The sequence below is a fragment of the Streptomyces sp. NPDC048461 genome (assembly GCF_055587105.1).
Genome location: NZ_JBVJGW010000029.1, coordinates 63,511 through 89,409, shown reverse-complemented (window position 1 = coordinate 89,409; position 25,899 = coordinate 63,511). Strand labels below are relative to the sequence as shown.

At 75.5% G+C, this 25,899-nt stretch carries 21 protein-coding genes and 1 riboswitch; of the genes, 8 read left to right on the top strand and 13 right to left on the bottom strand.

The window, feature by feature from the left end:
- Positions 1-190 precede the first annotated feature (190 nt).
- Positions 191-1,363, bottom strand: a complete 1,173-nt coding sequence (locus tag ACZ6S8_RS33690; protein WP_469461439.1) for an acyl-CoA dehydrogenase family protein — start codon at positions 1,361-1,363, stop codon at positions 191-193.
- 196 nt (positions 1,364-1,559) lie between these two features.
- On the opposite strand from ACZ6S8_RS33690, the gene ACZ6S8_RS33685 reads away from it, so the two are divergent.
- Together ACZ6S8_RS33685 and ACZ6S8_RS33680 are read left to right on the top strand one after the other, a co-directional pair.
- Positions 1,560-3,350: a CoA transferase gene (locus ACZ6S8_RS33685; RefSeq protein ID WP_469461433.1), complete on the top strand. Its 1,791-nt coding sequence runs from the start codon at positions 1,560-1,562 to the stop codon at positions 3,348-3,350.
- Positions 3,347-5,044: a class I adenylate-forming enzyme family protein gene (locus tag ACZ6S8_RS33680; RefSeq protein ID WP_469461431.1), complete on the top strand. Its 1,698-nt coding sequence runs from the start codon at positions 3,347-3,349 to the stop codon at positions 5,042-5,044. The genes ACZ6S8_RS33685 and ACZ6S8_RS33680 overlap by 4 nt, the downstream gene beginning before the upstream one ends.
- Before the next feature lie 73 nt (positions 5,045-5,117).
- Here the strand turns inward: ACZ6S8_RS33680 and ACZ6S8_RS33675 are convergent, their stop codons facing one another.
- The 7 genes from ACZ6S8_RS33675 to ACZ6S8_RS33645 form a co-directional block, all read right to left on the bottom strand.
- Positions 5,118-5,951 carry a metal ABC transporter solute-binding protein, Zn/Mn family gene (locus ACZ6S8_RS33675; protein WP_469461429.1) on the bottom strand — a complete coding sequence of 278 codons (834 nt, stop codon included), beginning with the start codon at positions 5,949-5,951 and terminating at the stop codon, positions 5,118-5,120.
- Positions 5,909-6,775 carry a metal ABC transporter permease gene (locus ACZ6S8_RS33670; protein WP_469461427.1) on the bottom strand — a complete coding sequence of 289 codons (867 nt, stop codon included), beginning with the start codon at positions 6,773-6,775 and terminating at the stop codon, positions 5,909-5,911. The genes ACZ6S8_RS33675 and ACZ6S8_RS33670 overlap by 43 nt, the downstream gene beginning before the upstream one ends.
- Positions 6,772-7,407, bottom strand: coding sequence for an ATP-binding cassette domain-containing protein (locus ACZ6S8_RS33665; RefSeq protein WP_469461425.1), 636 nt, complete (start codon positions 7,405-7,407; stop codon positions 6,772-6,774). Before ACZ6S8_RS33665 ends, ACZ6S8_RS33670 begins: the two co-directional genes overlap by 4 nt.
- A gap of 134 nt (positions 7,408-7,541) precedes the next feature.
- The gene (locus ACZ6S8_RS33660) at positions 7,542-8,066 is read right to left on the bottom strand and encodes a copper chaperone PCu(A)C (RefSeq protein WP_469461424.1); all 525 of its coding nucleotides are present in this window, start codon (positions 8,064-8,066) and stop codon (positions 7,542-7,544) included.
- Positions 8,063-10,444: a heavy metal translocating P-type ATPase gene (locus ACZ6S8_RS33655; RefSeq protein ID WP_469461437.1), complete on the bottom strand. Its 2,382-nt coding sequence runs from the start codon at positions 10,442-10,444 to the stop codon at positions 8,063-8,065. The genes ACZ6S8_RS33660 and ACZ6S8_RS33655 overlap by 4 nt, the downstream gene beginning before the upstream one ends.
- A 50-nt stretch (positions 10,445-10,494) precedes the next feature.
- On the bottom strand, positions 10,495-10,734 hold the full coding sequence (locus ACZ6S8_RS33650; protein WP_469461422.1) for a hypothetical protein: 240 nt from the start codon (positions 10,732-10,734) through the stop codon (positions 10,495-10,497).
- A gap of 189 nt (positions 10,735-10,923) precedes the next feature.
- Entirely contained in the window at positions 10,924-11,433 is a 510-nt protein-coding gene (locus ACZ6S8_RS33645) for an SRPBCC family protein (protein WP_469461420.1), read from the bottom strand.
- A 146-nt stretch (positions 11,434-11,579) separates the two neighbouring features.
- Here ACZ6S8_RS33645 and ACZ6S8_RS33640 point away from each other — a divergent pair, with 146 nt between their 5' ends.
- Together ACZ6S8_RS33640 and ACZ6S8_RS33635 are read left to right on the top strand one after the other, a co-directional pair.
- Positions 11,580-12,569, top strand: a complete 990-nt coding sequence (locus ACZ6S8_RS33640; protein ID WP_469461418.1) for a helix-turn-helix domain-containing protein — start codon at positions 11,580-11,582, stop codon at positions 12,567-12,569.
- A 118-nt stretch (positions 12,570-12,687) separates the two neighbouring features.
- Positions 12,688-13,674 carry an SMP-30/gluconolactonase/LRE family protein gene (locus ACZ6S8_RS33635; protein WP_469461417.1) on the top strand — a complete coding sequence of 329 codons (987 nt, stop codon included), beginning with the start codon at positions 12,688-12,690 and terminating at the stop codon, positions 13,672-13,674.
- On the opposite strand, the gene ACZ6S8_RS33630 is transcribed toward ACZ6S8_RS33635, so the two are convergent.
- Both ACZ6S8_RS33630 and ACZ6S8_RS33625 read right to left on the bottom strand, forming a co-directional pair.
- Complete coding sequence (locus ACZ6S8_RS33630; protein WP_469461415.1) at positions 13,628-15,031, bottom strand: diaminopimelate decarboxylase family protein; 1,404 nt, start codon at positions 15,029-15,031, stop codon at positions 13,628-13,630. The two genes, ACZ6S8_RS33635 and ACZ6S8_RS33630, sit on opposite strands and share 47 nt — an antisense overlap.
- Entirely contained in the window at positions 15,031-15,423 is a 393-nt protein-coding gene (locus tag ACZ6S8_RS33625) for an SAV_915 family protein (protein ID WP_469461413.1), read from the bottom strand. Before ACZ6S8_RS33625 ends, ACZ6S8_RS33630 begins: the two co-directional genes overlap by 1 nt.
- A 908-nt stretch (positions 15,424-16,331) precedes the next feature.
- Here ACZ6S8_RS33625 and ACZ6S8_RS33620 point away from each other — a divergent pair.
- Positions 16,332-16,787 (top strand): NUDIX domain-containing protein, encoded by a 456-nt coding sequence (locus tag ACZ6S8_RS33620; protein WP_469461412.1) that lies wholly within the window; start codon positions 16,332-16,334, stop codon positions 16,785-16,787.
- Positions 16,788-16,973: 186 nt separating this feature from the next.
- On the opposite strand, the gene ACZ6S8_RS33615 is transcribed toward ACZ6S8_RS33620, so the two are convergent.
- Entirely contained in the window at positions 16,974-17,453 is a 480-nt protein-coding gene (locus ACZ6S8_RS33615) for a hypothetical protein (protein ID WP_469461411.1), read from the bottom strand.
- Between the two features lie 189 nt (positions 17,454-17,642).
- Positions 17,643-18,131 carry a DUF4430 domain-containing protein gene (locus tag ACZ6S8_RS33610; RefSeq protein WP_469461409.1) on the bottom strand — a complete coding sequence of 163 codons (489 nt, stop codon included), beginning with the start codon at positions 18,129-18,131 and terminating at the stop codon, positions 17,643-17,645.
- Positions 18,132-18,283: 152 nt separating this feature from the next.
- A riboswitch (cobalamin riboswitch) is annotated at positions 18,284-18,404 on the bottom strand.
- A gap of 395 nt (positions 18,405-18,799) precedes the next feature.
- On the opposite strand from ACZ6S8_RS33610, the gene ACZ6S8_RS33605 reads away from it, so the two are divergent.
- Complete coding sequence (locus tag ACZ6S8_RS33605) at positions 18,800-20,149, top strand: lysine N(6)-hydroxylase/L-ornithine N(5)-oxygenase family protein (RefSeq protein ID WP_469461407.1); 1,350 nt, start codon at positions 18,800-18,802, stop codon at positions 20,147-20,149.
- 116 nt (positions 20,150-20,265) lie between these two features.
- Here the strand turns inward: ACZ6S8_RS33605 and ACZ6S8_RS33600 are convergent, their stop codons facing one another.
- Positions 20,266-22,113 carry a siderophore-interacting protein gene (locus ACZ6S8_RS33600; protein WP_469461405.1) on the bottom strand — a complete coding sequence of 616 codons (1,848 nt, stop codon included), beginning with the start codon at positions 22,111-22,113 and terminating at the stop codon, positions 20,266-20,268.
- A gap of 293 nt (positions 22,114-22,406) precedes the next feature.
- Between ACZ6S8_RS33600 and ACZ6S8_RS33595 the strand changes: the two genes are divergently transcribed.
- Entirely contained in the window at positions 22,407-24,146 is a 1,740-nt protein-coding gene (locus ACZ6S8_RS33595) for an ABC transporter ATP-binding protein (RefSeq protein WP_469461403.1), read from the top strand.
- A complete protein-coding gene (locus tag ACZ6S8_RS33590) occupies positions 24,139-25,854 on the top strand; it encodes an ABC transporter ATP-binding protein (protein ID WP_469461401.1) in 1,716 nt (571 codons plus the stop codon). The genes ACZ6S8_RS33595 and ACZ6S8_RS33590 overlap by 8 nt, the downstream gene beginning before the upstream one ends.
- The last annotated feature ends 45 nt before the right edge of the window (positions 25,855-25,899 follow it).

Sequence of the window (25,899 nt, the reverse complement as noted above, 5' to 3'; positions counted from 1 at the left end):
TCGCCGACACACCACGTCGACTCCCTCCTCGGCCTTGCGACGCACGGCACCGGACACCCCGGGCTGATCCGCCCTGATCCGAAAGACACGGCCTAGCGGGGCCCGCTCACGGCCGAGGGGCGACGCACGGTCGCCGCCCCGTTCACGGTCGCCCGCCCGCCCGCCCGCCCGCCCGCCCGCCCGTTCACGGTCACCGCCCTGCGCCCGCTCGCAGCCGCGGGGCCGCCCCGGCGCCGTAGCCGCGCAGGACGCGCCGCGCCACGGAGGTGACGTGCAGTTCGTCCGGGCCGTCGAGGATCCGGGCGGCCCGGCCGCCGCGGAAGAGCGCGGGCAGCGGGGTGTCCGGTCCGAGCCCGGCGGCGCCGTGCACCTGGATCGCGGAGTCGGCGACCTGCTGGAGCATGCGCGCCGCCGCGACCTTCGCGAGCCCCACCTCGGTACGGGCGTCCCGCCCCGACGCGATCAGGGCGACCGCCTCGTGGACGAGGGGACGGGTGGTGCGCAGCGCGAGCAGGGCGTCGAAGACGTGCTGCTGGACCAGCTGGTGGTCGGCGAGCGGACCGCGCGAGCCGCGCCGGGTCGCGGCCCGCCCGCACATGAGGTCGAAGGCGCGCTGGGCCTGGCCCAGCCAGCGCAGGCACCGCAGGGTGCGGCCGAGCTGCAGCCGGCCGCCCGCGATGTCCAGGGCGTCACCGGGCGCGCCGAGGAGGTGGTCGGCGGGCACCTGGACCCGGTCGAGCTCGATCTCGTACTGGCCCGCGGCCCCGAACACGGGGAGTTCCCGGACCACCCGGAAACCGGGGGAGCGGGTGGGGACGACCAGCAGGGAGAGCCCGTGGCGGTCGCCGGGAGCGCCCGCGGTGCGGGCCATGACGGTCACCAGGCCGGCGTCGGCGGCGCCGGAGGTGAACCACTTGCGGCCGGTGACGCGCCAGCCGCCGGCCGGCCGGGGCTCGGCCCGGGTCGCGGTCAGGAACGGGTCGGAGCCGGGGACGTCCGGCTCGGTCATGGCGTAACAGGCGCGCAGCTCCCCCGAGACGAGGGGCTCCAGGTACGCCCGCACCGCCGGACTCCCGTGGCGGGCCAGCATCGTGACGTCCAGCAGCGGGGCGGAGCCCAGCGCGGCGGGGCCGTGGTCGCTGGCGCCCTCCGCCTCGGCCAGCGCGGCGTACGCCCGGAAGTCCAGTCCGCCACCGCCGAGTTCGGCCGGAAGCGGCAGTGCCCACAGTCCCTCCGCCCGGGCCGCGCCGCGCAGAGCGGTCCGTACGGCGGCGGCGGCCGGCCCGCCGGCGTCCAGCACCGCCTCGCGGGGGACCACCCGGTCCGCGACGAACCGGGCGATCCGCTCCCTGACCTCCGGCAGCGGAACTCCGTTCGGCGCCACGTCGGTTGCGGGCGGGGCTGCTGCGTCCGTCACTGATTTCTCCTCGTTCCCGGGAACCCGTGCGAACGGCTGCCCGACTGTCTGTCCGTGGAACTGGTCGGGCGCGGACGCGCCCGGGTTCCCGAGTTCCGCGAGACCCGGGCGACGGCCACCGCCGCGCCAGGAGAGGAGAGGCATGGCGTCACCAGCCACCACGCAGACGGTCCGGCCGCTCGACACACTGCGCTTCGACACCTCGGGGCCGCCGCAGATCGCGGACGTCGTCGCCGACCACCTGCGCCTGCTCGGCGCACGAACGGACCACCCCGGCCCGCCGGACGGCCCGGAGGCCGTCGCCACGCTCACCGGCGGCGACTTCGCACCGGCCCGCGCGACCGCCGCCTGGGGGCGCGCCGGGAGCGGTCTCGTCGACGAGGCCACCGTCCAGGCCGCCACCGGCGTCATGACCGTGCACGGCCGCCGGGACGGCGGCCCGCGCGGCCTGGCCGCCGACTACGCGGCGACGGCCACCGCCGTCCTGACGGTGCAGGGTCTGCTCGCGGGGCTGGTGGGACAGGCCCGGGGCGCTACGGCCGCCCCGGTCGCCACCGGCGCGGACCGGGCGGGCCTGCTCGCCGTGTCCCAGTACCTCGCGGCCGCCGGAGCCGACGAGGGGGAGGCCGCCGAACTCGTCGCGGGCGGACCGCCCTTCACCTCGGCCGACGGCATCCTCTTCGAGCTGGAGACCCTCGACCCGGCTGCCTGGGCCGCCTTCTGGCGGTCCCTGGAGGCACCCCCCGAGGCGCTGCGGGCCGGCTGGCGGCCGTTCCAGTTCCGGTACGCCACCGCCTGCGCCCCCTTCCCCGCCGTCCTGCACAGCGTGACCCGGTCCCACCCGATGGCGCGGATCAGCAGCGCGGCGGCCCTCGCCGGAGCCCAGGTGTGCCCCCTGCGGACGCTCGCGGAGCGCGCCGGGGAGGACGACGGCCGGGCCCCCTGGTCGCTGGAGCCCCTCGGCTCCGGCACCGGATCTCCCCGCGCGGCGGGTACGGGAACCCCGCCCGGCCCCCGCCGGCCGCTGGCCGGCCTGACGGTGCTGGAAGCCGGCCGGCGCATCCAGGCCCCGCTCGCCGCCCACCTCCTGGGACTCCTCGGGGCCGACGTCATCCGCATCGAACCGCCGGGCGGCGACCCGCTCCGGGGCATGCCGCCCGCCTGCTCGGGAACCTCCGCGCGCTGGCTCGCCCTCAACCGCGGCAAGCGGGCCGTGGAGATCGACATCAAGTCCGGGCGCGACCGGAACCGGCTGCGGGACATGGCCGCGCGGGCCGACGTCTTCCTGCACAACTGGGCGCCGGGCAAGGCCGCCGAACTCGGCCTGGACGCCGACGACCTGGCCCGCGCCAACCCCGCGCTGGTCTACGCGTACACCAGCGGCTGGGCCGGCCGCCTCCCCGACGCCCCCATGGGGACGGACTTCATGGTCCAGGCCCGCACCGGTGTCGGCGAGGCCGTCCGCCCGGACGGCGAGCCCCCGGCGCCCTCGCTGATGACCCTCCTCGACGTGCTCGGCGGCCTGCACGGCGCCGAGGCCGTCCTCGCCGGGCTCCTGCTGCGCGAACGCACCGGCCGGGGCGTACGCGTGGACTCCTCCCTCCTCGGGGCCGCCGACACGCTGACCGCACCCGCCCTGCGCCGGGCGGCGCGCGGCGAGAACCCCCGCCGGCCGGCCGGGTTCCGGCATCCGCTCAGGACGGCCGACGGCTGGATCGCCCCCGCCGACGCGAGCGCCGCCGCCGCGGCCGCGTACGACCTGCGCGAGCTGAGCACCGCCGCCGCCCTGACCCAGCTGCGCGACCACGGGCTGACGGCCACCGCCGTCACCACCGACCTCGCGGGCCTGCACCACGATCCGCGGTTCGCCGGCTCGATCAGCCGCGACGCGCACGGCGCCCCCGCAGTCCCCGACCCCTGGAGCTTCGCATGACCGCCGACCGGCTCGAACTGCACGACCTGCTGCCCGCCGAACTCCGCCGCTCCTGGGTGGTCGACGGCACCTGCCCCGACCTCGACCTCTACAGCCTCTTCCGGGCCCGCCAGATCGCCGACCTGCACCGCACCGCCGTCATCGACGCCAAGGGCGCCCTCTGCTACACCGCGCTGGACCGCAAGGTGCGATGTCTCGCCGCGGGCCTCAGAGACCTCGGGATAGGCCCGGGCGACGTGGTCGGCGTACAACTCCCCAACCACCGCGGCGCCGTCATCGCCGACCTGGCACTCGCGGCCCTCGGCGCCGTCGCGCTCCCCTTCCCCGTCGGCCGGGGCACGCTGGAGGCCGAATGCCTGCTGCGCCGGGCCGGGGCCGTCGCCGTCATCGCCGCGACCGAGCACCGCGGTTTCCGGCACGCCGCCGACCTGCTGACCCTCGCGCCGGCCCTGCCGGTCCTGCGCCACGTCATCGCCGCCGGTCCCGGGACCGCCCCCGGGGGAGCGGTCCCGATGGCGGAGCTCATGCGCCGCGACCCCGGCGGATTCGTCCCCGCCCGGCCCGACCCCGACGGCGCGGCCCGGATCCTGGTGTCCTCCGGCTCCGAGGCCGAGCCGAAGATGATCGCGTACTCGCACAACGCGCTGGCCGGGGGGCGCGGCAACTTCCTCGCCTCCCTCATGCCCGACCGGACCCCGCCGCGCTGCCTGTTCCTCGTACCGCTGGCCTCGGCCTTCGGTTCCAACGGAACCGCCGTCACCCTCGCCCGGCACGGCGGCACCCTCGTCCTGCTCGACCACTTCACGCCCGAGGCGGCGGTCGCGGCGGTGCGCGCGCACGAGCCGACGCACGTCCTCGGCGTGCCCACCATGATCCGCATGATCCTCGAACGCCTGGAGGAGACCCGCGAGGACCTGCCCGCACCCACCGCCCTGGTCCTCGGCGGTGCGCCGCTCGACGAGACCACGGCCGCCGCCGCGGCCAAGGCGTTCGGGTGTCCGGTGGTGAACCTCTACGGGTCCGCCGACGGCGTCAACTGCCACACCGGGCTCGGCAACACCGTTCCCCCGACCGACGGTTCGGGCGTCGTCGCCGGCCACCCCGACCCGCGGGTCGCCGAGATCCGCATCGCCGACCCCGACACCCACGAACCGCTGCCCGACGGAGACATCGGCGAGATCATCTCGCGCGGCCCCATGACCCCGCTGTGCTACGTCGGCGCGCCCGACCTGGACGCCCGCTACCGCACGCCCGACGGCTGGGTCCGCACCGGGGACCTCGGCTACCTCGACGCCGACAGCGTCCTGCACGTCGTGGGCCGCCTCAAGGACATCGTCATCCGCGGCGGCGCCAACATCAGCCCCGCCGAAGTGGAACGCGAACTCACCGCCCACCCCCAGGTCCGCGACGTCGTCTGCGTCGGCGTCCCCGACCCGCTGATGGGGGAGCGGCTGGCGGCCTGCGTCGTGGCCCGGGGCTCCCGGCCCCCGACCCTCGCGTCCCTCGGCGCCCACCTGGCGGGGCGCGGCCTGGAACGGCGCAAGCACCCCGAGCGGCTCCTCGTCCTCGGTGAACTCCCGCTGACGGCGGCGGGCAAGCCGGACCGCGCGGCCCTGCGCGAGCGCCTCGCCGCGGCCCCCGGGCGGCCGGCGGCCGGAGCGGTGGCCGTCGCCCCGCTCGCCCAGGCCGGATGACGAAGGGGCCCGGCGGCACGATGCCGCCGGGCCCCTCACCCGTCCGGGACGCCCCCCACCGGGCGCGGAACGCTCAGGGAGCGCCCGCGCCCTTCTTCAGCTCCGCCGCCGCGTTGCGGTAGACGGGCAGCAGGTCGAGGTCGTCACCCGGGTAGTTCACGATCTTCAGTTGTCGGGCGCCCGTGTCGGGCAGCACCGTACCGGTCGACATGTGCGCGTTGTCCAGGACGAGCGCCGGCTTCTTCGCCGACAGCTCGGCGAGCTGCGCCGGGGTCACGGCCTCGGGCCCGAACGTCCCCACGGTGGTGGCGCCCGCGAGCTTCGCCGCCCACGCGGTGAACACCTGCGTCACGACGGTGGGGGCCGTGCCGCCCGGCCAGGCGGCCCGCAGTTCCGTGTTCAGCTTCGCGTACTCGGTGTCGAAGCCGGTCTTCCACCGGGCGGCGGCCTCCTCGGTCCCGAAGAGCGCGCCCAGCTTGGCGACCTCGGCGTTCACCTTCTCGGGATCGTTGTCGAGGTTCACCTCGACGAGCTCGGCCCTGGACCCCGCCGCCTCCTTGATCTTCGCGGCGTACGGCTCGAAGGGCGCGTACAGCACGAAGTCGGCCTTGGCGACGGCCGCGAGGTCCGAGGGCTTCGGGTCGTAGTCGGGGGCGTGGTGCACGGACTGCGGCACGATCACCTTGACGTCCTCGGCGCCGGCGGCCTTGGCGAAGGCGCCCTCCCAGGTCGTCGTGACGACCACCACGGGCTTGTCCTTCTTCGGCGCGCCGCCGCTCGCGGCCGGAGTGTCGGACGCCGTGCCGGGAGCGGCGTCGGAAGCGCCGGCGCCACCGCAGCCGGCGGTCAGGAGGAGGGCCGCACTCAGTGCGAGGAGGGAAGGGATGCGGACGCCGGTGCGCGCCATGAGGTGATTCTCCGTTCGGGGACGAGATGGACGGCGAGGACCAGGGCCCCCGCCGTCAGGACGAGGACCGGCCCGGGGGGCCAGTCCAGCCACAGGGCCAGCAGGAAGCCGGTCAGGTTGACCACCACGCCGATGCCGACGGCCCAGAGGGTGATCGACCCCAGCGAGCTGCCGAGGCGCCGCGCGGCGAGTGCGGGAAGCAGGGTCAGGGCGTCGACGAGCAGCGCCCCGGTGAGTTTGATCGCCCCGGCGACCGCGACGGCCACCAGGACCAGGAGCACGGCGGTCAGCGCCCGGACCGGGACGCCGGAGCACTGGGCGAGCTCGCGGTCGTACAGGAGCAGGCCGATCTCGCGCCGCCTCCACCAGAACAGGCCCGGTACGAGGACGGCCAGCAGCCCCAGGACCACGAGATCGGGGGTGCCCACGGACAGGATCGACCCCCAGAGCAGCGCGAACGCGCCGGAGGCGTTGACGCCCGACACGGCGAGCAGGAGGAGGGCCGCGGCGATCGCCAGGCTCATCAGCAGGCCCATCGCGCCCGAGAGCCCGTCGGGGCTGCGGGCGAGCGGCGCGACACCGGCGCCGGCGAGGGCGCACGCCACCAGCGCGCACAGCATCGGGTCGAGCCCGGTCAGCAGGCCCACCGCGATGCCCAGCAGCGCGACGTGCATCATCGCGAACCGGACCGGCATGATGTCGAGCCCGACGATGACCACCCCGATGACGGGCAGCCCGATCGCGGCCAGCAGCAGGGCGATCCCGGCCCGCTGTACGGGAAGCAGCCGGAGCAGCTCACCGAGGTCGGCGCCGGCCAGCGTCACCGCACCTCCCGAAGCCGGCCCGCGGCCATCTCCAGGACCCGGTCGCAGCGGGCGGCCATCGCACGGTCGTGCGTTACCACCACCAGCGTCACCGGCAGGGAGGTGAGGACGTCGGCAGCCTCCGACTGCCCGTCGAAGTCGAGGGCCGCGGTCGGCTCGTCCGCCAGGAGCACCTCCGCCCCGGCGGCCACGCACCCGATCGCCCGGGCCAGGTACATGCGCTGCAACTGGCCGCCGGAGAGCGTGTGCAGGGGACGCCCGGTCAGAGCCCCCACCCCCAGCCGGTCCGCTGCGTCGGCCGCGTCCGCGGCGGCGCCGCTGCTGGCCAGCAACTCGGCGCCGAGCAGGGGGAACCGGCCGGCGGCCGGCTTCTGCGGGATCCAGGCGCAGGCCCGCCGTCGCCAGGCCCACTCGGCGGGGGAGCGGGTGCTCCGGCCGCCGACCAGGATGGAACCCGTGACCTGCCGGTGCAGCCCGAGGACCGCCCGCAGCAGGGTGGTCTTGCCCGAACCGTTGGTCCCGGTCAGGGCCACGCGCTCACCGGCGGCTATCTCCAGGTCCACGTCCCCGACGGCCTCCACCCGGCCGTGCCGGCAGGCCACCTCCCGCATGTGCACATCCAGCCCGCCCATCACACGCCCCTCGATCCTCCGCAGCAGGGTGGGCCGGGCGGATGCCCGCCCTCCCACGTCCCAGTAGTCGGACGGCGGGCCCGCCGGGTTCCCCGATCGTCCGATCCGTTCGCGACCGGCCGGGCGCCGCCCGCTCAGCTGCCGGGCCGCACCACGAACGCCACGGCGGGAACGGCTCCGCTGGTGCGGAAGTGCAGGACGAAGTGCACGACGTCGCCCACCTGCCGGCGGTCCTTCACCGTCACCGTCACGTCCACGGTGCGCGGCGTCATGTCCAGGCGCCGCCCGGCCGGGATCTCGACCCGGGCCGCCCGCCGCGTCACGTCCGCCCCGCGCACGCGCTCGTGCCGGGCGAGCACCGCGTCCTCGACCGCGGGCGACGTCACGGAGAGCAGCTGGTCGTCGGCGCCGCCCACGTTCGAGATGCTGAAGGCCGCGGCGGCGCGCTCCCCGCCGGCCGGCGGCAGGAAGACCCGCCCCACGCCGACCTCCATCCGGGGCGGGCTGCCCGCGGCCCCCGCCGTGGTCCACGCCGTCAGCCCGACCAGTGCGGTCAGGCACGCGGTCACCGGCGCGAGGACGGACACCGTCGCCTCGCGCAGCCGACGCCGGCCGGGGAGCCAGGCCCCGCGTACCGCCGCGAACGGGGAACCGGTCATCGTCGTACGTCCCTTCGTGCTCCGCGGAACGAGGACGGCCCGCGCCGGCGCGGCAGGGCCCGCCGGCCGCGCAGCCGCAGGCTGTTGCCGACGACCAGCAGCGAACTGGCGGACATCGCGGCGGCCGCGACCATCGGGTTCAGCCAGCCCACCGCCGCCAGCGGCACGGTCACCGCGTTGTAGCCGAACGCCCAGACGAGGTTGGAGCGGATGGTCGCCAGGGTGCGCCGGGCGAGCAGGACCGCGTCGGCCACCGCCTCGATCCCGCCGCGCACCAGCGTGACGTCCGCGGCCTCCATCGCCACGTCCGTTCCGCTGCCCATCGCGATCCCGAGGTCGGCCGCGGCCAGGGCCGCCGCGTCGTTCACCCCGTCCCCGATCACCGCGACCCGGCGCCCCTGCGACCTCAGCCGCGCCACCAGGACGGCCTTGCCCTCCGGGGAGCAGCGGGCGTACACCTCGGCGATGCCGAGTTCCGCGGCGACGGCGCGCGCGGCCGTCTCGTGGTCGCCGGTGGCCAGGACCGGTTCCACGCCGAGCTCCCGCAGCCGCTCCACGGCCCGCCCGCTCCCCGGGCGCAGGGCGTCGCCGATGGCGACGAGGGCCTCGTCGAGGCCGTCGACCCGGACCAGGACCGGGGTGAGCGCGGCCGCCTCCGCCCCGGCCCGCGCCCGGTCCAGCGAGAGGGCCAGATCGAAGCCGGGGGCCCGCAGTTCGACGCGGTGGCCGTCCACGAGACCGGTGACGCCGACCCCGGGAGTGGCCAGGAAGTCGGTCACCCCGGGGAGCGGGTGCCCCGGCAGCGCGCGCCGCGCGTACGCGGCGAGGGCGCGGCCGACCGGATGCTCCGACCCCTGCTCCACCGCCCCGGCCAAGCGCAGCACGGCCTCCCGGCCCAGCCCGCCGCCGACCACCGTGACGTCGACGACCGACATGTGCCCGCTGGTGAGCGTGCCGGTCTTGTCCAGGACGACGGTGTCGACGTGCCGCAGCGCTTCCAGCGCCTGCGGCCCGCTCACCAGGATGCCGAGCTGCGCGCCGCGCCCGGTGGCGGCCATCAGCGCGGTGGGCGTGGCCAGTCCCCGGGCGCACGGACAGGCGACGACGAGGACGGCCACGGCGGCCGTGACGGCGCCCTGCGCGTCCGCCCCGGCGCCGAGCCAGAAGCCGAGCACCGTGACCGCCAGGGCCAGGATCACCGGCACGAAGACCCCCGCCACCCGGTCGGCCAGCCGCTGCGCCCGCGCCTTGCCGGCCTGGGCCTCGGTGACCATCCGGGTGATCCGGGCGAGCCGGGTGTCCGCGCCGACCGCGGTGGCCCGTACGAGGAGCAGCCCGCCGGCGTTGACGGCGGCGCCCACCACCGGCTGGTCCGGGCCGACTTCGACGGGTTCGCTCTCGCCGGTGACCAGCGACAGGTCCAGGGCCGAGCTCCCGGAGACCACCACCCCGTCGGTGGCGACGCGCTCGCCGGGACGTACGACGAACTCCTGCCCCGCCACGAGCGCGTCGATCGGGATGCGACGCTCCCGCCCGTCCTCCCGTACGGTCACCTCCTTCGCGGCCAGGCTCGCCAGCGCGCGCAGGGCCTCGCCGGTGCCGCGCCGGGCGCGGGCCTCCAGGTACCGGCCGGCCAGGACGAAGAGGGGTACGCCGACCGCCGCCTCCAGGTAGACGTGCGCGACGTCCCCGCCCGCCGAGGGGAGGAGGGTGAACGGCATCCGCAGGTCGGGCCCGCCGGCGCCGCCGAGGAACAGGGCGTACAGGGACCAGGCGAACGAGGCCAGGACCCCGAGGGAGACCAGGGTGTCCATGGTGGCGGCCGCGTACCGCAGACCGCGCACGGCCCGCAGGTGGAAGGGCCAGGCGCCCCACACGACGACGGGGGCCGCGAACATCAGGCACAGCCACTGCCAGTGGGCGAACTGCAGGGCGGGCACCATGGACAGGGCGATGACCGGAGCGCCGAGCAGCGCGGTGATCAGCAACCGACGCCGCTCGTGCTGTCCGGGGGCGTCCGGCGGCGGCGACGCGGGTGCGGGTGCTGTGGGTAGGGGTACGGTGACCGGCGCCGGCGTCGGCGTCGGTGCAGGTCTCGTCGTCTGTGCGGGCCCCGTCGTCGGTGCGGGCCCCGTCGTCCCGGGCGGGTACGCCGGGCGCGGGGGCACCACGGGCCGAGGCGGTGTCAAAGGCCGCGGGGGCAGCAGGAGTTCGGCGGCGTAGCCCGCGCGCCCGACGGCCGCCAGCAGGTCCCGCGCCGTGGTGTGCGGCGGGTGGCTCACCCGGGCCCGGCCCGTGGCGAGGTTCACCGAGGCGCTGACCCCGTCGAGCCGGGCGAGCCGCTTCTCCACGTGGTGCGCACAGGCCGCGCAGGTCATCCCGCCGACGAGCAGATCGGTGGTCGCGGTGGCGCTCGTCACCCCGGCCGTCACCGGACGCCGCCGGAGTGCGCACCGCTGCCCGGGCCGCCGGTCATGCCGCCCGCACCACCGTCGCTGCCCTCTCCGGAGGACCGCATGCCCGGTGCGACGGGGCCGGCCGCGGAACCGACCCCGTACGAGACGGCGAACATCACCGCGAGCAGCACCAGGAACCCGGCCAGCGCCGCCGGTGGCGCCCACCGTCCGGGCGCGGGACGGACGGGGGACGGGGGCTGCTGCTCTGCCATGCGTCGCTCCAGGAAGCGGGGGGTCCTCTTCCGGCAGGTAGTCGCCGCCGCGGGCCGCCCGGTTCCCGCGGATCGGGGGAGAGGTCCGTACGCCGGTGCGACACGGCCCGTACGCCGGTACGTCCCGGCCCGTACGCCGGTACGTCCCGGCCCGCGCGGCGGCTCATCCGCCGTTACCGGCGCGGCCGTTCACCCGGCCGGTGTCTCGGCGATCCACTGGGCGAGGGCGAGCAGGGTGGTCTCGGCGCTGTCCGCCATGGTGGCGCGCAGGGCGTCGAGGTCGCGGCGGGTGGCGCCCAGTACGGGGTCGAGACGCAGGAGTTGCCAGGACTGCTCGACGACGGTTCCGCGTCCGCGCGGGCGGCAGGTCCAGCTCCACCGCACGATGCCGTCCGCGGCGCCGCCGACCACGAAGACGAAAGCAGCGCCGGGCTCGGCCCGCTCGACCTGGGAGCGGGTGGTCCACTGCCGGCCGTCCCGGTGGTTGCGGCCGCTGAACCAGGCCCCGGCCCGGGGCCCGGCGCCCCGGTCGAAGGCGACGCCGCTCGCGTGGGGGCTCCAGCGGCCGATGGCGGAGACGTCGCTGACCAGGTCGTAGACCCGGGCGGGCGGGGCGTCGACCCAGGCGCGGCGGGTGAAGGCGTAGTCCGACGCGTCCAGAACCTCGAAGGGGTCGTGTTCGCTGGTGGTGGCGCTCAAGGCGTCCTCCTGGGGGGTCCGGGGCGGTGTGGTGCCGTGTCGGCGACCCCCACGTCACCATCCGCCCGGCGGGGCAGCCAGACCCGCCGGTGCCCACCCACGCCAGGGGCAGGCTGCGCGGCCGGACCCGGCCCATACTCGGATCCATGAACGGAAAAGCGCAGTTGGGGGAGTTCCTGCGGACGAGGCGCTCCCAGCTGGGACCCGAGGACGTCGGCATACCCCGCTACGGGGAGCGGCGTCGTGTGCCGGGCCTGCGGCGCGAGGAACTGGCGCTGCTGGCGGGTGTCGGCGTCTCCTACTACACGCGGCTGGAACAGGGACAGTCCCTCAACGCCTCACCGCAGGTGCTGGACGCGATCGCCCGGGCCCTGCGCCTGGAGGAGCCGGAGCGGCTGCACCTGCACCACCTGGCCCGGTCCCCGGCCGTCGCCGGCGGCCCCGGCGGCACCGGCGGCGGCCCCGACCGGGGCCGCCGGCCCGCACCGGAGCGGGTGACGGAGGCGACCGGCCAACTGCTGGCCGCGCTGGCCCACGTTCCGACGATCGTGACCGGCCGCCGCAGCGACGTCCTGGCCTGGAACCGGCCGGGCCACGCCCTGTTCGCCGGCCACCTGGACCCGGACGCCCCGGACCGGCCGGCGCAACGCCCCAACATGGCCCGGCTCGTGTTCCTCGACGCCCACACCCGCGACCTGTACGCGGACTGGCCGGCCAAGGCCAGGGCCGTCGTGGGGAACCTGCGCCTGGTGGCGGGACGGCACCCGGACGACACCGCGCTCCACGCGCTGGTGGGCGAACTGAGCTCCAAGAGCGCCGACTTCGCCTCGATGTGGGCCGACCACCGCGTCACGGCGTGCGCCGTCGCGACGTACGCGATGCGGCATCCGCTGATCGGCCCGCTGACCGTCACCCAGCAGACCCTGAGCCAGGAACCGGGCCAGAACATCGTGGTCGCCACCGCGGAGGCCGACTCGCCCGCGCGGACCGCCCTGGCCCTGCTCGCCCACCTCGGCCCGCAGACCGCCCCCGAGCCGGCCCCGCAGACCGCTCCCGAGCCGGCCCCGCAGACCGCCTCCGAGCCCGCCTCGCAGGCCGCTCCGGCCCGACCGGAAGCCCGCACCGAGTCCGGCTGACCGGGCACGCCCCCCCGGGCGCCGGGCCGACACCCGTGCGGCCCCGTCCGAAGCAGTCCCCCCAACCCCCCTCGCGGCGGCGTACCGCTGCCGCATGCCCGAAAACAGTGGAGGAACCATGTTCGGAGCAACCGTGTTCACGACCGCGTTGTCCAAGACCGCGGCGACCACCGCCGTACTGACCGCGGCCGCCGTCGCCGTCGCGGCCGGCCCCGGCGTCGCGTCGGCGGTCTCCGCCCCGCTGGACTGCGTGCGCATCGCCACGCACTTCGACCTGGCCCGGAGCCAGACGCCCGAGAACATCGCCGTGGCCCCCGACGGCAGTGCGTACGTCACCCTCGCCGCCGCCCGGCAGGTCGCCCGCACCACCCCCGGGGGAGCCACCCGGATCCTGGCCACCCTGCCCCCACCCGCCGACGGCGGCGTCCACACCCCGGTCCTCGGCTTCGCCCTGACCACCGGCATCGTCCGCGCCCAGGACGGCACCCTGTACTTCCTGTACGCCACAGGCACCGCCGACCTGACCGGACTGTGGCGCCTGCGCCCCGGCGGCGCGCCGCACCGGATCGCCGCGCTCCCCGCGGCCGGCCTGCCCAACGGCCTGGCCCTGGACCCGCGTACGCACACCCTCTACGTCACCGACTCCGTCCTCGGCACCATCGCGAGCGTGCCCACCACCGGCGGCGCCGTCCGCACCTGGTCGGCCGCCCCCGAACTGGCCCGCACCGGATTCCTCGGCGCCAACGGGCTCAAGATCCGGGGCGGGGCGCTGTGGGCCACCAACCTCGACCGGGGCACCGTCCTGCGCATTCCGATCCGGCGCGACGGGCGCGCCGGCCCGGTCCAGACCCGGGCCACCGGCCTGGCGGGGATCGACGACTTCGCCTTCACCGGCCGCGGCGACCAGATCCTGGCCTCGCTCAACGGCCCGAGCGAGGTCGCGCTCGTCCAGCCGGACGGCTCGCACACCACGGTCCTGACCGCGGCCGACGGCCTGCAGAACCCCACTTCCATTGCGCTGCGCGGCGACACGGCCTACGTCCTGAGCGCCGCGTACGTCACGGCGAAGGATCCCAACCTCCTGCTGGCCCACCTCGCCGACTGAAGCACCCGTCGGTCGACCCCACGGCCGCCGCGATCACCCTGGACGACTCGTCGTCCGGCAGCGGTGTCGCCGTACCCCCGTGGACCGCGACGACGGGCGGGCGGCCGGCCGGGGCGCCACCCGAGCCCGTCGGCAGGTGGTAGGCGCCCGCCACCGGGACGGCGAGCAGGTCGCCCGGGCGGACGTCGCCCGGCAGCTCCGCCCCGGCCGCGAGGACACCGCCCTCCCCGCGGTGCCCGCCGACGACCACGGCCGGGCGGGGCGCCGCCGCCGAGGGGCGGCCGATCAGGCGGGGCGCGAACCGGGCCCCGTACGGCGCGGCGCAGGGATGGCCGTCCGTACCGCCGTCCACGGTGACCGAGACCGTGCCGCCGGCGCGGTCGACGCCGAGCACCCGGTACAGCGCGACCCCCGCGGGACCGGCGACGCCCCGCCCCGGGGCGACGGCGAGGCGGGGCACGGCCAGCCCCGCGGCGGCGCAGCTCTCGGCCAGACCGGCCCGCAGCCTGCGGGCGAGGGCGGTGAGGTCGAGGGCGGGCTCCCCGGGCCGGTGGGCGATGCCGTGCCCGCCGCCCAGGCCCAGTTCGGGCAGGGAGACGCCGTGCGCGCCGTGGACGCGGGCCATCAGCCCGACCATGCGGCGCAGGGCGACCAGGTAGGGCTTCACCTCGGTGATCTGCGCGCCGAGGTGGCAGTGCAGGCCGGTGAGTTCGAGCTGCGGCCTGCCCAGGATCCGGGCGATGGCGTGCTGCGCGGAGCCGTCCGCGAGGGACAGCCCCGCCTCCCGGCCGTCCGCGCCGGTACGGATCGTGCCGTGGCCGCCGGCCGAAATGCCGGGCACCACGCGCACCATGACCTTCTGCCGGCCCCCCGGACCGACGGCACCCGCGATCCGGGCGATCCCCGACGGCCCGTCGATGACGATCCGCCCCACGCCGAGCCGCAGTGCCGCTTCCAGGTCGCGGGGCGGCCCGGCGGTCCCGTACAGCACGATGCGTTCGGCGGGGAACCCGGCGGTGACCGCCCGCTCCAGCTCTCCCGCCGAGCACACGCCGAGGCCGAGCCCCTCCTCCCGCACCCAGCGCAGCATCGCGCGGGAGAGGAAGGCCGTGGCGGCGTACAGCACGTCCGTGTCGGGGAAGGCGTCCCGGTAGGTACGGCAGCGCCCGCGCACCTCGGCCTCGTCCAGCACGCGGACCGGCGTCCCGAAGCGGCCGGCCAGCCCGGCCAGCGACACCCCGCCGACCGCCAGGTCCCCGCCGGGGAGCCGGGTCGTGGACGCCGGCCACACGGACAGCTCCCCGCCGCCGGCCCGCGGCCCGGAGGCCGCGGCGGCCGTCACGGCGTGCTGCTCCATCAAGCCGTCCCGGCCACGGGCGCGACCACGACGACGCCCGCGCCCCCGGTGGCGCTCGGGACCGGCGCCTCGACGGGTACCGGCACGGGCACCGGCCCCGGTGCGGCCGCGGGGGCGGTGAACGTCGGGTCGACGGTCAGCAGCGAGGCACCGAGCGGCCCGGCCATCGCCCGGAGCGCGGACCCGGACAGCCGGATCCAGGTCTGCTCCGCACCCAGGGTGGCGGCCAGCCGGTCCGCAGTGGTGAAACCGACGGCGGTACGGGCTCCCAGCGGAGTGCGGAACAGCCGTACCACGACACCCGTTGCTCCCGGCCGGGCCGGCACGTACAGGGGCCTGGCCGGGATCCGTTCCTCGGGCTCGGGGTCGTCGTCGAACAGGAACAAACACATGGGCCCTCCCAGGGTGCCACGAACGGCGGTTGACGCCCCGGAGCGCGGTGAAACGGCCCGGGACGTGACACCCGAAGCTATCCCCGATTCCGAGCGCCCCCGACCACCCGGTAACGGGACCTTGACGGCGGGTGGCCGGGTCCATACGCCGCACTGACGCCCGGCGCCGTACGCGACCGCCCCGGCACGGCCCCGGGCAGGGAGGGATCACGCAACCCGGTACGGCTGCCCAGGCCCGGTACCACGGGTCACTCCCGGCTCGGCCGGCGCGCGGAGCGGGTACGGCGCCCGTCTGGACCAGGAAGCCGGTGAGCACGTCGGCGAGGCGTTCGGGCTGGTCCTCGGGAACGAGCATGGAGGAGTCGGCCATCTCGACCAGCCGACCCCGGGGATACAGCTCGGCCGGACGCCGGCCGTGTTCCCGCGGCATCAGCCGGTCCTCGGTCGCCCACACGACGAGTACCGGGCGGTCGAAGTCCCGCAGCCGCTCGCTCCAGGCCGGCAACGTCGCACGGTCGGGCGCCGAGGTGGCGAACTTGGCCAGATCCCTGCGAATCGCCCTGCTCCGGGTCGCCGGAGCGAACCAGCCGTGCAGGATCCCCAGGGGGTGTCGTCGAATTCGTTCCTGCCGTGCGGTGTCCGGTACGCACGCTCGCCGCGTTGTCGGATCGCCCGTGTACATCCGGTACACGGGCGACCCTCCGCCGTGCGAGCGCACGCACCGGACACCGCACGGCCCGCCCTCCGGGCGTACGAAACGACTTCGACGACACCCCCTAGTCCTCGCAGGCGACCAGGACCAGGCACGGGTGCGGCCGCGCCCGGCCGCCGACCTATGCTGTCGAACCCCGTTCCGATCATGCAGGGGAGGGGCGTGACGACGTAGCCGTGCACCACAGGAGAAGCTCATGACCACATCCACCGGCCACGTGGCGGCGGCGGCCTCCGCCGCAGCGGTCATCCGGGACGAGCAGGGCCGCGTGCTCATCGTCAATCCCGTCCACAAGGAGCGCTGGAACCTCCCCGGCGGGCACATCGAGGAGGGCGAACTGCCCACCGCCGCCCTGCGCCGCGAGCTCCGTGAGGAGCTGGGCCTGGACCTGGAGATCGGCCGGCTCCTGGTCACCGCGTGGGTCACCCGGCCCGAGGGGTCCCAGGTCTTCTACGTCTTCGACGGCCTCCGGCTCGACGCGGAGCGGCAACGGGCCATCCGCCCGCAGGAGTCGGAGATCGGCGAGATCCGCTTCTGCCGGCCCGAGGACATCACCCCGAGCATGATCCCGCCGTTCGCCCTCGCCATCTGGCACCGGGCCCTCGCGGCGTACGAGGAGAAGCAGGTCGCCTACCTCGAACTCGCCCTGTAGCGCAGCGGGAGCGCCGCGACACCACCGGCACGCACAGGCTGCTCCGCTGCCTCGCCGATGCCCGGGCGGGGTGCAGCGGCCGTTGCTGCGGTCCGTTCCGGGAGCCGTGTGGGCGAGGGCACGCATGGCACGTGCCGCCGCCCCGCGCCCTACGGGAGGGGGTGCGGGGCGGCTGTGCCGTGCGGGTCAGTACACCAGCTTGTACGTCACGTCGTGGGGGATCGGCGACGGGGCGTCGTCCGGGAACAGCAGCCGGATGGTCGTGAAGCGCTCCACGCCGGGGCGGTCGGGCCACGGCTCCGGGTTGGCCAGTGTCACGGACACGGGATAGGAGAGGAAACGGCCGGCAGCGCAGTTCGGCCGGCATTCGTTCGCCATGTCGGTGCCGGTGGCCGTCGCGGTGTGGCGCCCCCACGTCTTCCAGTCGAGATCCACGAGGCGGTTGTTGCCGTCGCCGCAGGCCAGCAGGTACGTCTCGGGACGCACCTGGTCCTCGGAGAAGCAGTCCACGACCACGACCGGATCCGGTACGGGTGCGGCCCGGGTCTGCGTCTGCACGGCGGATGCCGGAACCGCCGCCGCCACGAGAGCCGCGGCAGCGCACAACAGGGTGGCCGTCCGCAGCCCGGACCGGGATGCGCGCCGGCCGTCTTGTGAAGCGTCCACGAGACCCTCCTCGCCGTCGTCCCGCCGTAGGCACGGGAACCCTGCCAGCTTCCCCCATCCGGGCGGAGCCCGCACCCGCTGGACCGGTGGCAGCGGGCCACGCCCGGAAAACGGGCCGCCCGGGGCCGGTGCGGGGCCGGTGCGGGGCCGGTGCGGGCCCGCCGTCGGCGGGCCCGCACGGGGTGGCTGTTAGAAGGAGGTCCAGGTGAAGGCGACCTTGTCGCCGGCCTTCAGCTTGAACTGGCAGCCGCCCACCGAGGTCGGGGTGCCGTTGACGGATATGTTCCAGTAGGCGCCGCCGCCGCCGCTGACCTGCTTGATGGTGTCGACGGAGAAGTCGTCGAACGACGCGTACCAGGTGCCGTCCCACGTGAAGTGCCGCTTGCGGGCGGCGTCGTCGAGCGCGGCGGTCGGGGTCGGCACGGCGGTCGGGTTGGCCGCGCCGTTCGTCCCGTCGCACGTGTGGGTACCACCGGTGGCGGTGGTGACGTCGTGGCCCTTCGTCTTGATCTTGCCCTTGAACAGCAGGCCGTTCGGTCCCTGGACGGTGAGGGACACCTTGACGGGGGCATTGGTGTTCGGCGTGGCCTTGGCCTGGGCGACGGCAGGAGCGCTGCCGAGGGCGAGACCGAGGGCCGCCGTGGTGATCAGGGCCTGGCGGATGGTGACACTGCGCATGGGAGCGCCTTCCTGGTGCGAACCGGGGTCCGGGGGCGCGGCACCCCGACCCGCCCGCGCGCGGACGCCCCCGTGAGCCGTCCGCGGAAGCGGACGGGGCGGGGCGGCGCGGCGGTGGTCCGGGGCTCCACGCCGTAGACCATGACGGGGCGAAGCGGTGCACGTGACGCGCGGGTTTTCCGACTCACGGCAGCGAGGCCGCACACGGTTGCAGGTCAGCGCCGGAGTCTCACCGGCTTCCCCCGGACGCGGACGCGTTCGGTACGCGCTCCGGGACGGTGCCCGGAGCAGCTGAATCATAGGGCAGCGCGATGGCGGAAATCCGGTGATCCCCACCACTGGCCGGTCATATCCAACGGCCTTGTGGGACAGCGGAGTTCAGGCGGTCTGCCGTGCGGCGGCGGGCTCGGAACCCTGGAGCGTGCAGGGGTGAAGCGAGGCTTGCCTCATGAGCCGACAGGCTCGACCGGCCGCGGCGGGTCAACGCGCCCGATCCTGAACCGGGTTCGGCGGAGGGCCACAGGTGGCTCGATCTGACGTGCCCATCGACAGGCCCCGGCGATCAGGTTAGCCTTCCCTAAGTTTCGCTCGGGCGTCGCTCCTTCGGCGTGCCCGCACTCGGCTCCCCACGCACGGCAATCCACTGCCCCCGCACGATTGGGAGTGACATGGCACAGGATCTTCCTGACGGCGCGCCAGTGATCCACGACCTCATCGGCATCGGCTTCGGTCCCTCGAACGTGGCCATGGCGATCGCACTCGGCGAACACAACGCAGGCGTCGGACGACAGGAGGCGATCACCGCCCACTTCTTCGAGCAGCAGCCGTGTTTCGGCTGGCACCGCGGCATGCTGATCGACGATGCGACCATGCAGGTGTCGTTCCTGAAGGACTTGGTGACGCTGCGGAACCCGTCGAGCGAGTACAGCTTCCTCTGCTACCTGCAGAGCAAGGGACGGCTGATCGACTTCGTCAACCACAAGAACCTGTTCCCGCTGCGCGTGGAGTTCCACGACTACTTCGAGTGGGCCGCGGCCAAGGTCGACGACATGGTGTCCTACGGACACGAAGTGGTCGCCGTGCGGCCCGTCGTGCGCGACGGCGTCATCGAGTACGTGGACGTCACCGCCCGCTCCGGCGAGGAACCGGTCACCCACCGGGCCCGCAACCTCGTCATCGGCACCGGCCTGCGGCCGCAGATGCCGGAGGGGGTCGACCGTACCGAGCGGATCTGGCACACCTCGGAGCTCCTGACCCGGGTGGAGGCCCTCAAGGGGAGCGATCCGTCCCGGTTCATCGTGGTCGGCGCCGGCCAGAGCGCCGCGGAGAACGTGGCGTTCCTGCACCGGACCTTCCCCGGGGCGGAGGTCTGCGCCGTCTTCTCCCGCTACGGATACAGCCCCGCCGACGACAGCGGCTTCGCGAACCGGATCTTCGACCCCGCAGCGGTGGACGCGTACTTCACCGCCCCCGAGGAGATCAAGCGCAAGCTGATCGACTACCACGCCAACACCAACTACTCGGTCGTGGACATCGACCTGATCGACGAGCTCTACCGCCAGGAGTACCGGGAGAAGGTGCTCGGCACCGAGCGGCTGCGCTTCCTCAGGGTGTCCCGGCTCACCGAGGTCCTGGAGGCCCCCGACAAGGTGCTGGCCACGGTCGAGTCCCTCGTCACGGGGGAGAAGGAGCCGCTGGAGGCCGACGTGCTGGTGTACGCGACCGGATACCGCTCCGCCGACGGGCTCGCGCTGCTCGGCGACGTGGCGCGCCACTGCCTCCGTGACGACGAGGGCCGCGTCCGCGTGGAGCGCGACTACCGCATCACGACGGACCCGGCGCTGCGCTGCGGCATCTACCTCCAGGGCGGCACCGAGCACACCCACGGCATCACCTCCTCGCTGCTGTCCAACACAGCAGTCCGGGTCGGCGAGATCCTCGACTCGATCGCGGGCCGGCGCCGCACCCCGGTCCCGGGCTCCCGCCGGGCCTCCGACGAGATCGGCTCCGCGCGGTAGGCCCCGGGGCGGCGCAGAGGCCCGAAGCCGTCGAGCAGGCGGGAGGAACCCCGGGGGGGGCGCGGTCAACTCCCGCGCCCCCCCGCGGGTGTCGGCCCCGGCGGCCGACGGGCGGCTCAGGCCGACGGGGCGGTCAGCACCCACAGTCGGTGGTCCCAGCCGATGTCACGGCAGTCACGGACCTCCAGCCCGGCCCGTTCGGCCAGACCCGTCACGCCCTGCGCCGAACGCAGCCCGGAGCCGAACGCCGCCGTGAGCCGCAGGTGTTGCAGCACCGCGTCGATGTCGTCCGGGTCGGCGGCCTCCACCTGCTCGACCAGCACGAGCGCACCGCCCGCCGGAAGGGCCGCCGCGGCCTCCGACAGGGTCAGCACCGCGTCCTCGTCCGCCAGCCACTCCAGCAGCCGGCACAGCAGCAGCGTTCCCGCCCCCGAGGGCAGCGGGTGGGACTGCGGTACGAGCTCCACCCGGGGCAGCACCTCCGGGTCGAGGATCTCCCCGCCGAGCACGCCCAGTACCGACGGCAGCGCGGCGATCCGCACCCGCAGCGCCGGGAACTCCTTGACGAGGGCGTTGACCACGGTCCCGGCGCCGCTGCCCGTCGCGCCGAGCACCTCCACCGCCGACCAGTCGAAGGCGCCGACCACGCCCGGTGCCACCCAGCGGGCCTCGTCCTCGATCGTCGTCCGTGCCGAACCGCCCAGCCGGACGTCCGTGCGCAGCGCGTCGGCCAGCGTCTCGCCCGACGCGGTCCGGCAGCCGTTGCCGCCCGAGCGGAGCCGCTCGGCGAGGCCGGCCAGCGACAGGTCGAAGGCGGCCTGCGCGCCGCGCAGGTCGTACTCCTCCGACGAGTGGTCGTCCTCGACGAGTTCCTCGCCCACCGGGGTGAGCCGGTAGCCGTCGTCCGCCAGGTCGAACACCTCGATCTCCACGAGGTACTTCAGCAGCGCACCGAGGGTACGGGCGTCCGTCCCGCTGCGCCGCGCCAGCTCCGCGAGGTCCCGCACGCCCTGGTAGACGAGGTCGACCAAGCCGAGGGTGACGGCCACACGGATGGCCAGACCGGGGGCCAGGTCGGTGAGCTCGTGCAGCCGCTCGTGCGCGTCCTCGCCCTCCAGGGCGTCCGGGTCGGCGGGCGCGGAGAGGCCCGGCGCGATCTCGGCACGCCGCCAGTAGCCGGTGATGTGCGTCTGGTCGCGCGGCACGCCGCGGTCCACCGACAGGTGCCGCCGGATCCCCTTCAGCGTGACGGCCTCACCGGCCGCCCACACGAAGACCGTGCCCGGCAGCCACTCCATGTCCCGTACGGCCTGCTCCAGAAGGTCGCTGCGTCCGGCCGGCGCGCCGTGGCGCACCAGCCAGGTCACCTCGGCGTCCGCCTTCGTCGGCAGGTCCTGGCGGTGGCTGTCCTCGCCGACCTCGACGAACACCCGGGCCCGGGTGCCCGCGGGCATCTCCGCGAGCCACCGGCCGATCGCCGGCAGGGCCGTCTCGTCGCCGATGACCAGCAGCCAGTCCGCGCCCTCGGGGTGGCTGTGCGACATCTTCGGCCCGGCGATCCAGGTCACCTGACCGGGAGCGGCCTCCTGCGCCCAGGACGAGGCGATCCCGCCGTCGTGTCGGACGAAGTCGAAGTCGATCTCCCCGGCCACCGGGTCGAACCGCACCGGCGTGTAGTCCTTGGAGATCGGGCGGCCGTCCGCGGGCCAGTCCAGACTGCTCACGTTCTGCCGGGGCAGGACGGGGTCCCGGCCCTCCTCCGCGAAGAAGAACTTGACGTGGTCGTCGAATCCCTCGGTGCGCAGCTCCGGGAGGGACAGGCCGGCGTTCTCGAAGGCGTGCAGCTGCGGCCCGCCGAGCGTCACCCGCCGCATCCCGGGGGTGACGTCCGAGACGCGCAACACCGTCAGCTCCCTGAGCACGATGGGGAAGGTGACGACCGAGCGGGGACTGCGGGTGGACATCTGACTGCTCCTTCACACCCGACCGGTACATCCGCGGGTACGGCCACGCTACGTCCCCCAGGGCGCGCCGCATCCAACCCGCGGGCCACACCCCTGCCACCCGGCGCGCACACCCGCACCACCGGGTGCGAACTCCCGCGCCACCGGGTGCGCACTCCCGCGCCAGCCGGTGTGTTCCCCGCGCCACCGGGTGCGAACTCCCGCGCCACCGCCGCGCACACCGGACGCACGGTTCCACGATCCGGTGCGCCCGCTTCGACGCGGACGCCGGACCCGGTCCTACGGTGGCCACGGTGTCCACCTCTTCGCCCTCCTCGCCGGCCCCGCCCTCGCACCTGCTCCGCCAGTGCCTGGGCCGCGTACGCCCGCAGTTCCTGCGGTCCGTCTGCTGGGCGGCGCTGCGCCAGTGCGCCTTCCTCGCCCTGCCCTGGCTCCTCGGCCGCGCCGTCGACGCCGGGGTCCGCGACGGCTCGCCGGCCGCCGCCGCCGGCTGGGCGGGCGCCTTCGCCCTCGCCGCCCTCGTCGAGTACGCCGGCATGCGCGGCTGGCAGCTGTGGACCAACCTCGCCGAAGCCCACGCCGGGGCCTGGCTGCGCACCCGGCTCCTGCGGGCCGTCCTCGCCGTCGACACCGACACCCTGCAGCGCCGCACCGAGAGCTTCGGCGACCTCAACACCCGCGCCACCCGCGACGTCGAGGCCGTCCTGGTCTGGGTGCACGGCCTCACCACCTGGGTGGTCATCGGCATCACCGGCCTGGTCCTGGTGCCCGCCCTCGGCGGACTCGACCCGATGCTGCTGCTCGTCGCGGTCCTCACCGTCCCCGTCCTGCTGGTCGTGAACCGCTACTTCCCGCCCGTGTTCGGTCACCGGGCCGAGGAACTCGCCCGGGCGCACGGCCGCCGCGGCGCGACCGTCGAGGAACTGCTCTCCGCCCTCCTGCCGTTGCGCGGGGTCGGCGCCGACCGGCTGATGGTCGACCGCCACCACCGGCGCAGCGCGGAGGTCACCCGACGGACCCTGCGGCTCGCGTCCGTCGGCTCCGCCTGGGAGGCCGCGGCCTTCCTCGTACCGCTGCTCGCCGTGGCGGCGGGCCTGCTGGTGGGCGGACCGGCCGTCGCCGAAGGGCGGATCACCGTCGGCGAGCTGACCACCTTCGTCCTGTGGATGGGCACCGTCTCGCTCGCCGTCAACGTCACCGTCGACCGCCTGGGCGACCGTACGGCGGCGCTCGTCTCGGCGGGCCGCATCGCCGAGATCCTTCACTTCCCCGGCGCCCGCGACCTCCCGGACACGCCGGCCCCCGCACCCGGCCGGCCCGCCGGCGCCGCCCCGGCCACCGACGGACGGCCGCCGGTCAGCGGCCCGCTGGAGGTGCGCGGGCTCACCGTACGCCGACCGGACCGCGCTCCGGTGGGACCCCTGGACCTGGAGGCCCGGCCCGGGGAATGGGTGGTGCTCACCGGCCCGACCGGCTCCGGCAAGAGCACCCTGCTCCGGGCGATCGCCCGGCTCGTCCCCGCCGAGGGCGAGGTCCGCCACGACGGCGTCCCCCTCGCCGGCACCGAGCCCGACGAGCTCTACCGCATCCTGGGCTTCGTCCCCGAGAACCCGCTGCTCCTGCACGGCACGGTCACCGAGAACCTGCTGCTCGCGGGGGACCGCACCGGATCCGAGATCGCCGCGGCCGCCCGGACCGCGGGCCTCGACCTGGCCGCGGCCGCGCTTCCGGACGGCCTGGAGACCCAGGCCGGCGAAGGCGGCCGGGCCCTCTCCGGCGGCCAGCGCCAACGCGTCGCCCTCACCCGGGCCCTGCTCCGGGGCTGTCCCGTCCTGCTGCTCGACGACGTCACCTCGGCGCTCGACTCCGCCACCGAAGCACGGGTGCTGGAGCGGCTCCGCGCGGCCACCGCCGACCGCGTCGTCGTCTTCGCCACCCACTCACCCGCCGTACGGGCCCTGGCCGACCGCGAGATCACGCTCCGGCCGGCCGCCGCCGACGGCACCGTTCCCCTGGAGAAGCAGCATGGCTGACGTTCCGGCGCTCGCCGAACTCCCGGACCAGCGAGCCGTGTTCCGTCGTGCGGCACCGTTCCTTGCCGGTCACCGCGCCGCGCTCGCGGGAGCCGCCGCGCTCAACCTCGCGGGAGCCGGCCTCGCCGTCGCCGTCACCGCGGCCATCGGCCGGGTGGTGGACGCGGCCGGAGCGGGCGACCGGTCCGGGTCGCTGCGCTGGGGCCTGGTCGTGCTGCTGCTCGTCACGGTGAGCGCCCTGACCGTCTGGCTCTCGCGCTACTGGCTGATCCGGGCCGGTGAACGCGTCCTGGCGGGCCTGCGCGACCGGGCCACCGCAGCCGTCGGCGCGGCGCCCCTGCGGTTCCTGGAGACCCACCGCGGCGGGGAACTGCTGCGCCGGCTGACCGGCGAGATCAGCGGCCTCGCCGCCTTCGCCGCCGGCACGCTGCCCGACCTGGTGACGGCGACCGCCGTCCTCGGCTTCACCGTGGTGATGCTCGCGGTGTACTCCTGGCAGCTGACCCTGGCCCTCCTCGCCGTGTTCGTCCCGGTGGCGCTGGTGATCGTACGGCGCTTCCACCGGGCGGCCGGCCCCGCCTACGGGGAGGTCGCGGCGGCGGAGGCGGCGGTGGCCGCGCGCTTCGCCGAGACCCTGCCGGCGCAGGAGCAGTTGCGGATCACCGGGAGCGTGCCGCGCTGGCTGGAGCGGTTCGGCCGGGACGACGACCGGCTGCTGAAGGCCCGTACCGTACAAGTGCGCACGGAACTGCGGCTCAACCAGCTCTCCGTGCTCCAGGCCGGCTGCGTCGCGGGACTGCTGGTGCTCAGCGCGCTGCTGGTCGGACGGGACGCCCTGAGCGTCGGCACCGCCGTGGTGTTCCTGCTGGCGACCCGGGACATCTTCACCCGCTTCGAGGACCTCGCCGGCGCCGTCGGCGACGCCCGCGAAGCGCACGTCCGCCTCGCCCGGCTCCTCGACCTCATCCGCGCCACGGCCCCGACGGGCCCCGCCGCGGCCGGTGCCTCCGCACCCCTTCCCGCCCGGGGCGAACTGACCCTGAGCGGAGTGGAGTTCTCCTACGGCGACGGCGGCCGGCCGGTCGTCTCCGGTCTGTCCCTCACGGTGCCGGCCGGCGACCGGCTGGTCATCGCGGGCGAGACCGGATCCGGCAAGTCCACCCTGGGCCTGCTCCTCGCCGGTATCTACGCTCCGGACCGGGGCACGGTGGCCTTCGCCGGCCATGACCTGGCGACCGCCGACCCGGCCGGACTGCGGTCGCGGATCGCCCTGGTCCCGCAGGAGGTCGTTCTCGTGGACGGCACCCTGGCGGAGAACCTGGCCATGACCGCCGGACGTCCGGACCGGGCCCGCATCGAGGAGGCGGTGGCCGGGCTCGGGCTCGCGGGCTGGGTCGCCACGCTTCCCGAGGGCCTGGACACCCGTGTCGGCACGCGGACGCTGTCGGCCGGAGAGCGCCAGCTCGTGGCCATCGCCCGGGCGGAGCTCGCCGATCCGGCCGTACTCGTCCTGGACGAGGCCACCGCGGGGGTGGACCACGACACGGCGGCGCGGATCGAGGAGGCCCTGGCGGCGACCGCCGAGGAGCGCACCCTCGTCGTCATCGCGCACCGCCCGGACACCATCGCGCGCGGGCGCCGGCTGCTGGCCATGCCGTCCGGCGAGATCACCCCCCTGCTCCCACCCCAGGCGCACCCCCGGGCGTGAATGGCCCGGCGGACGGCCGGCGGCCGTCAGTGGTGCGTGGATACT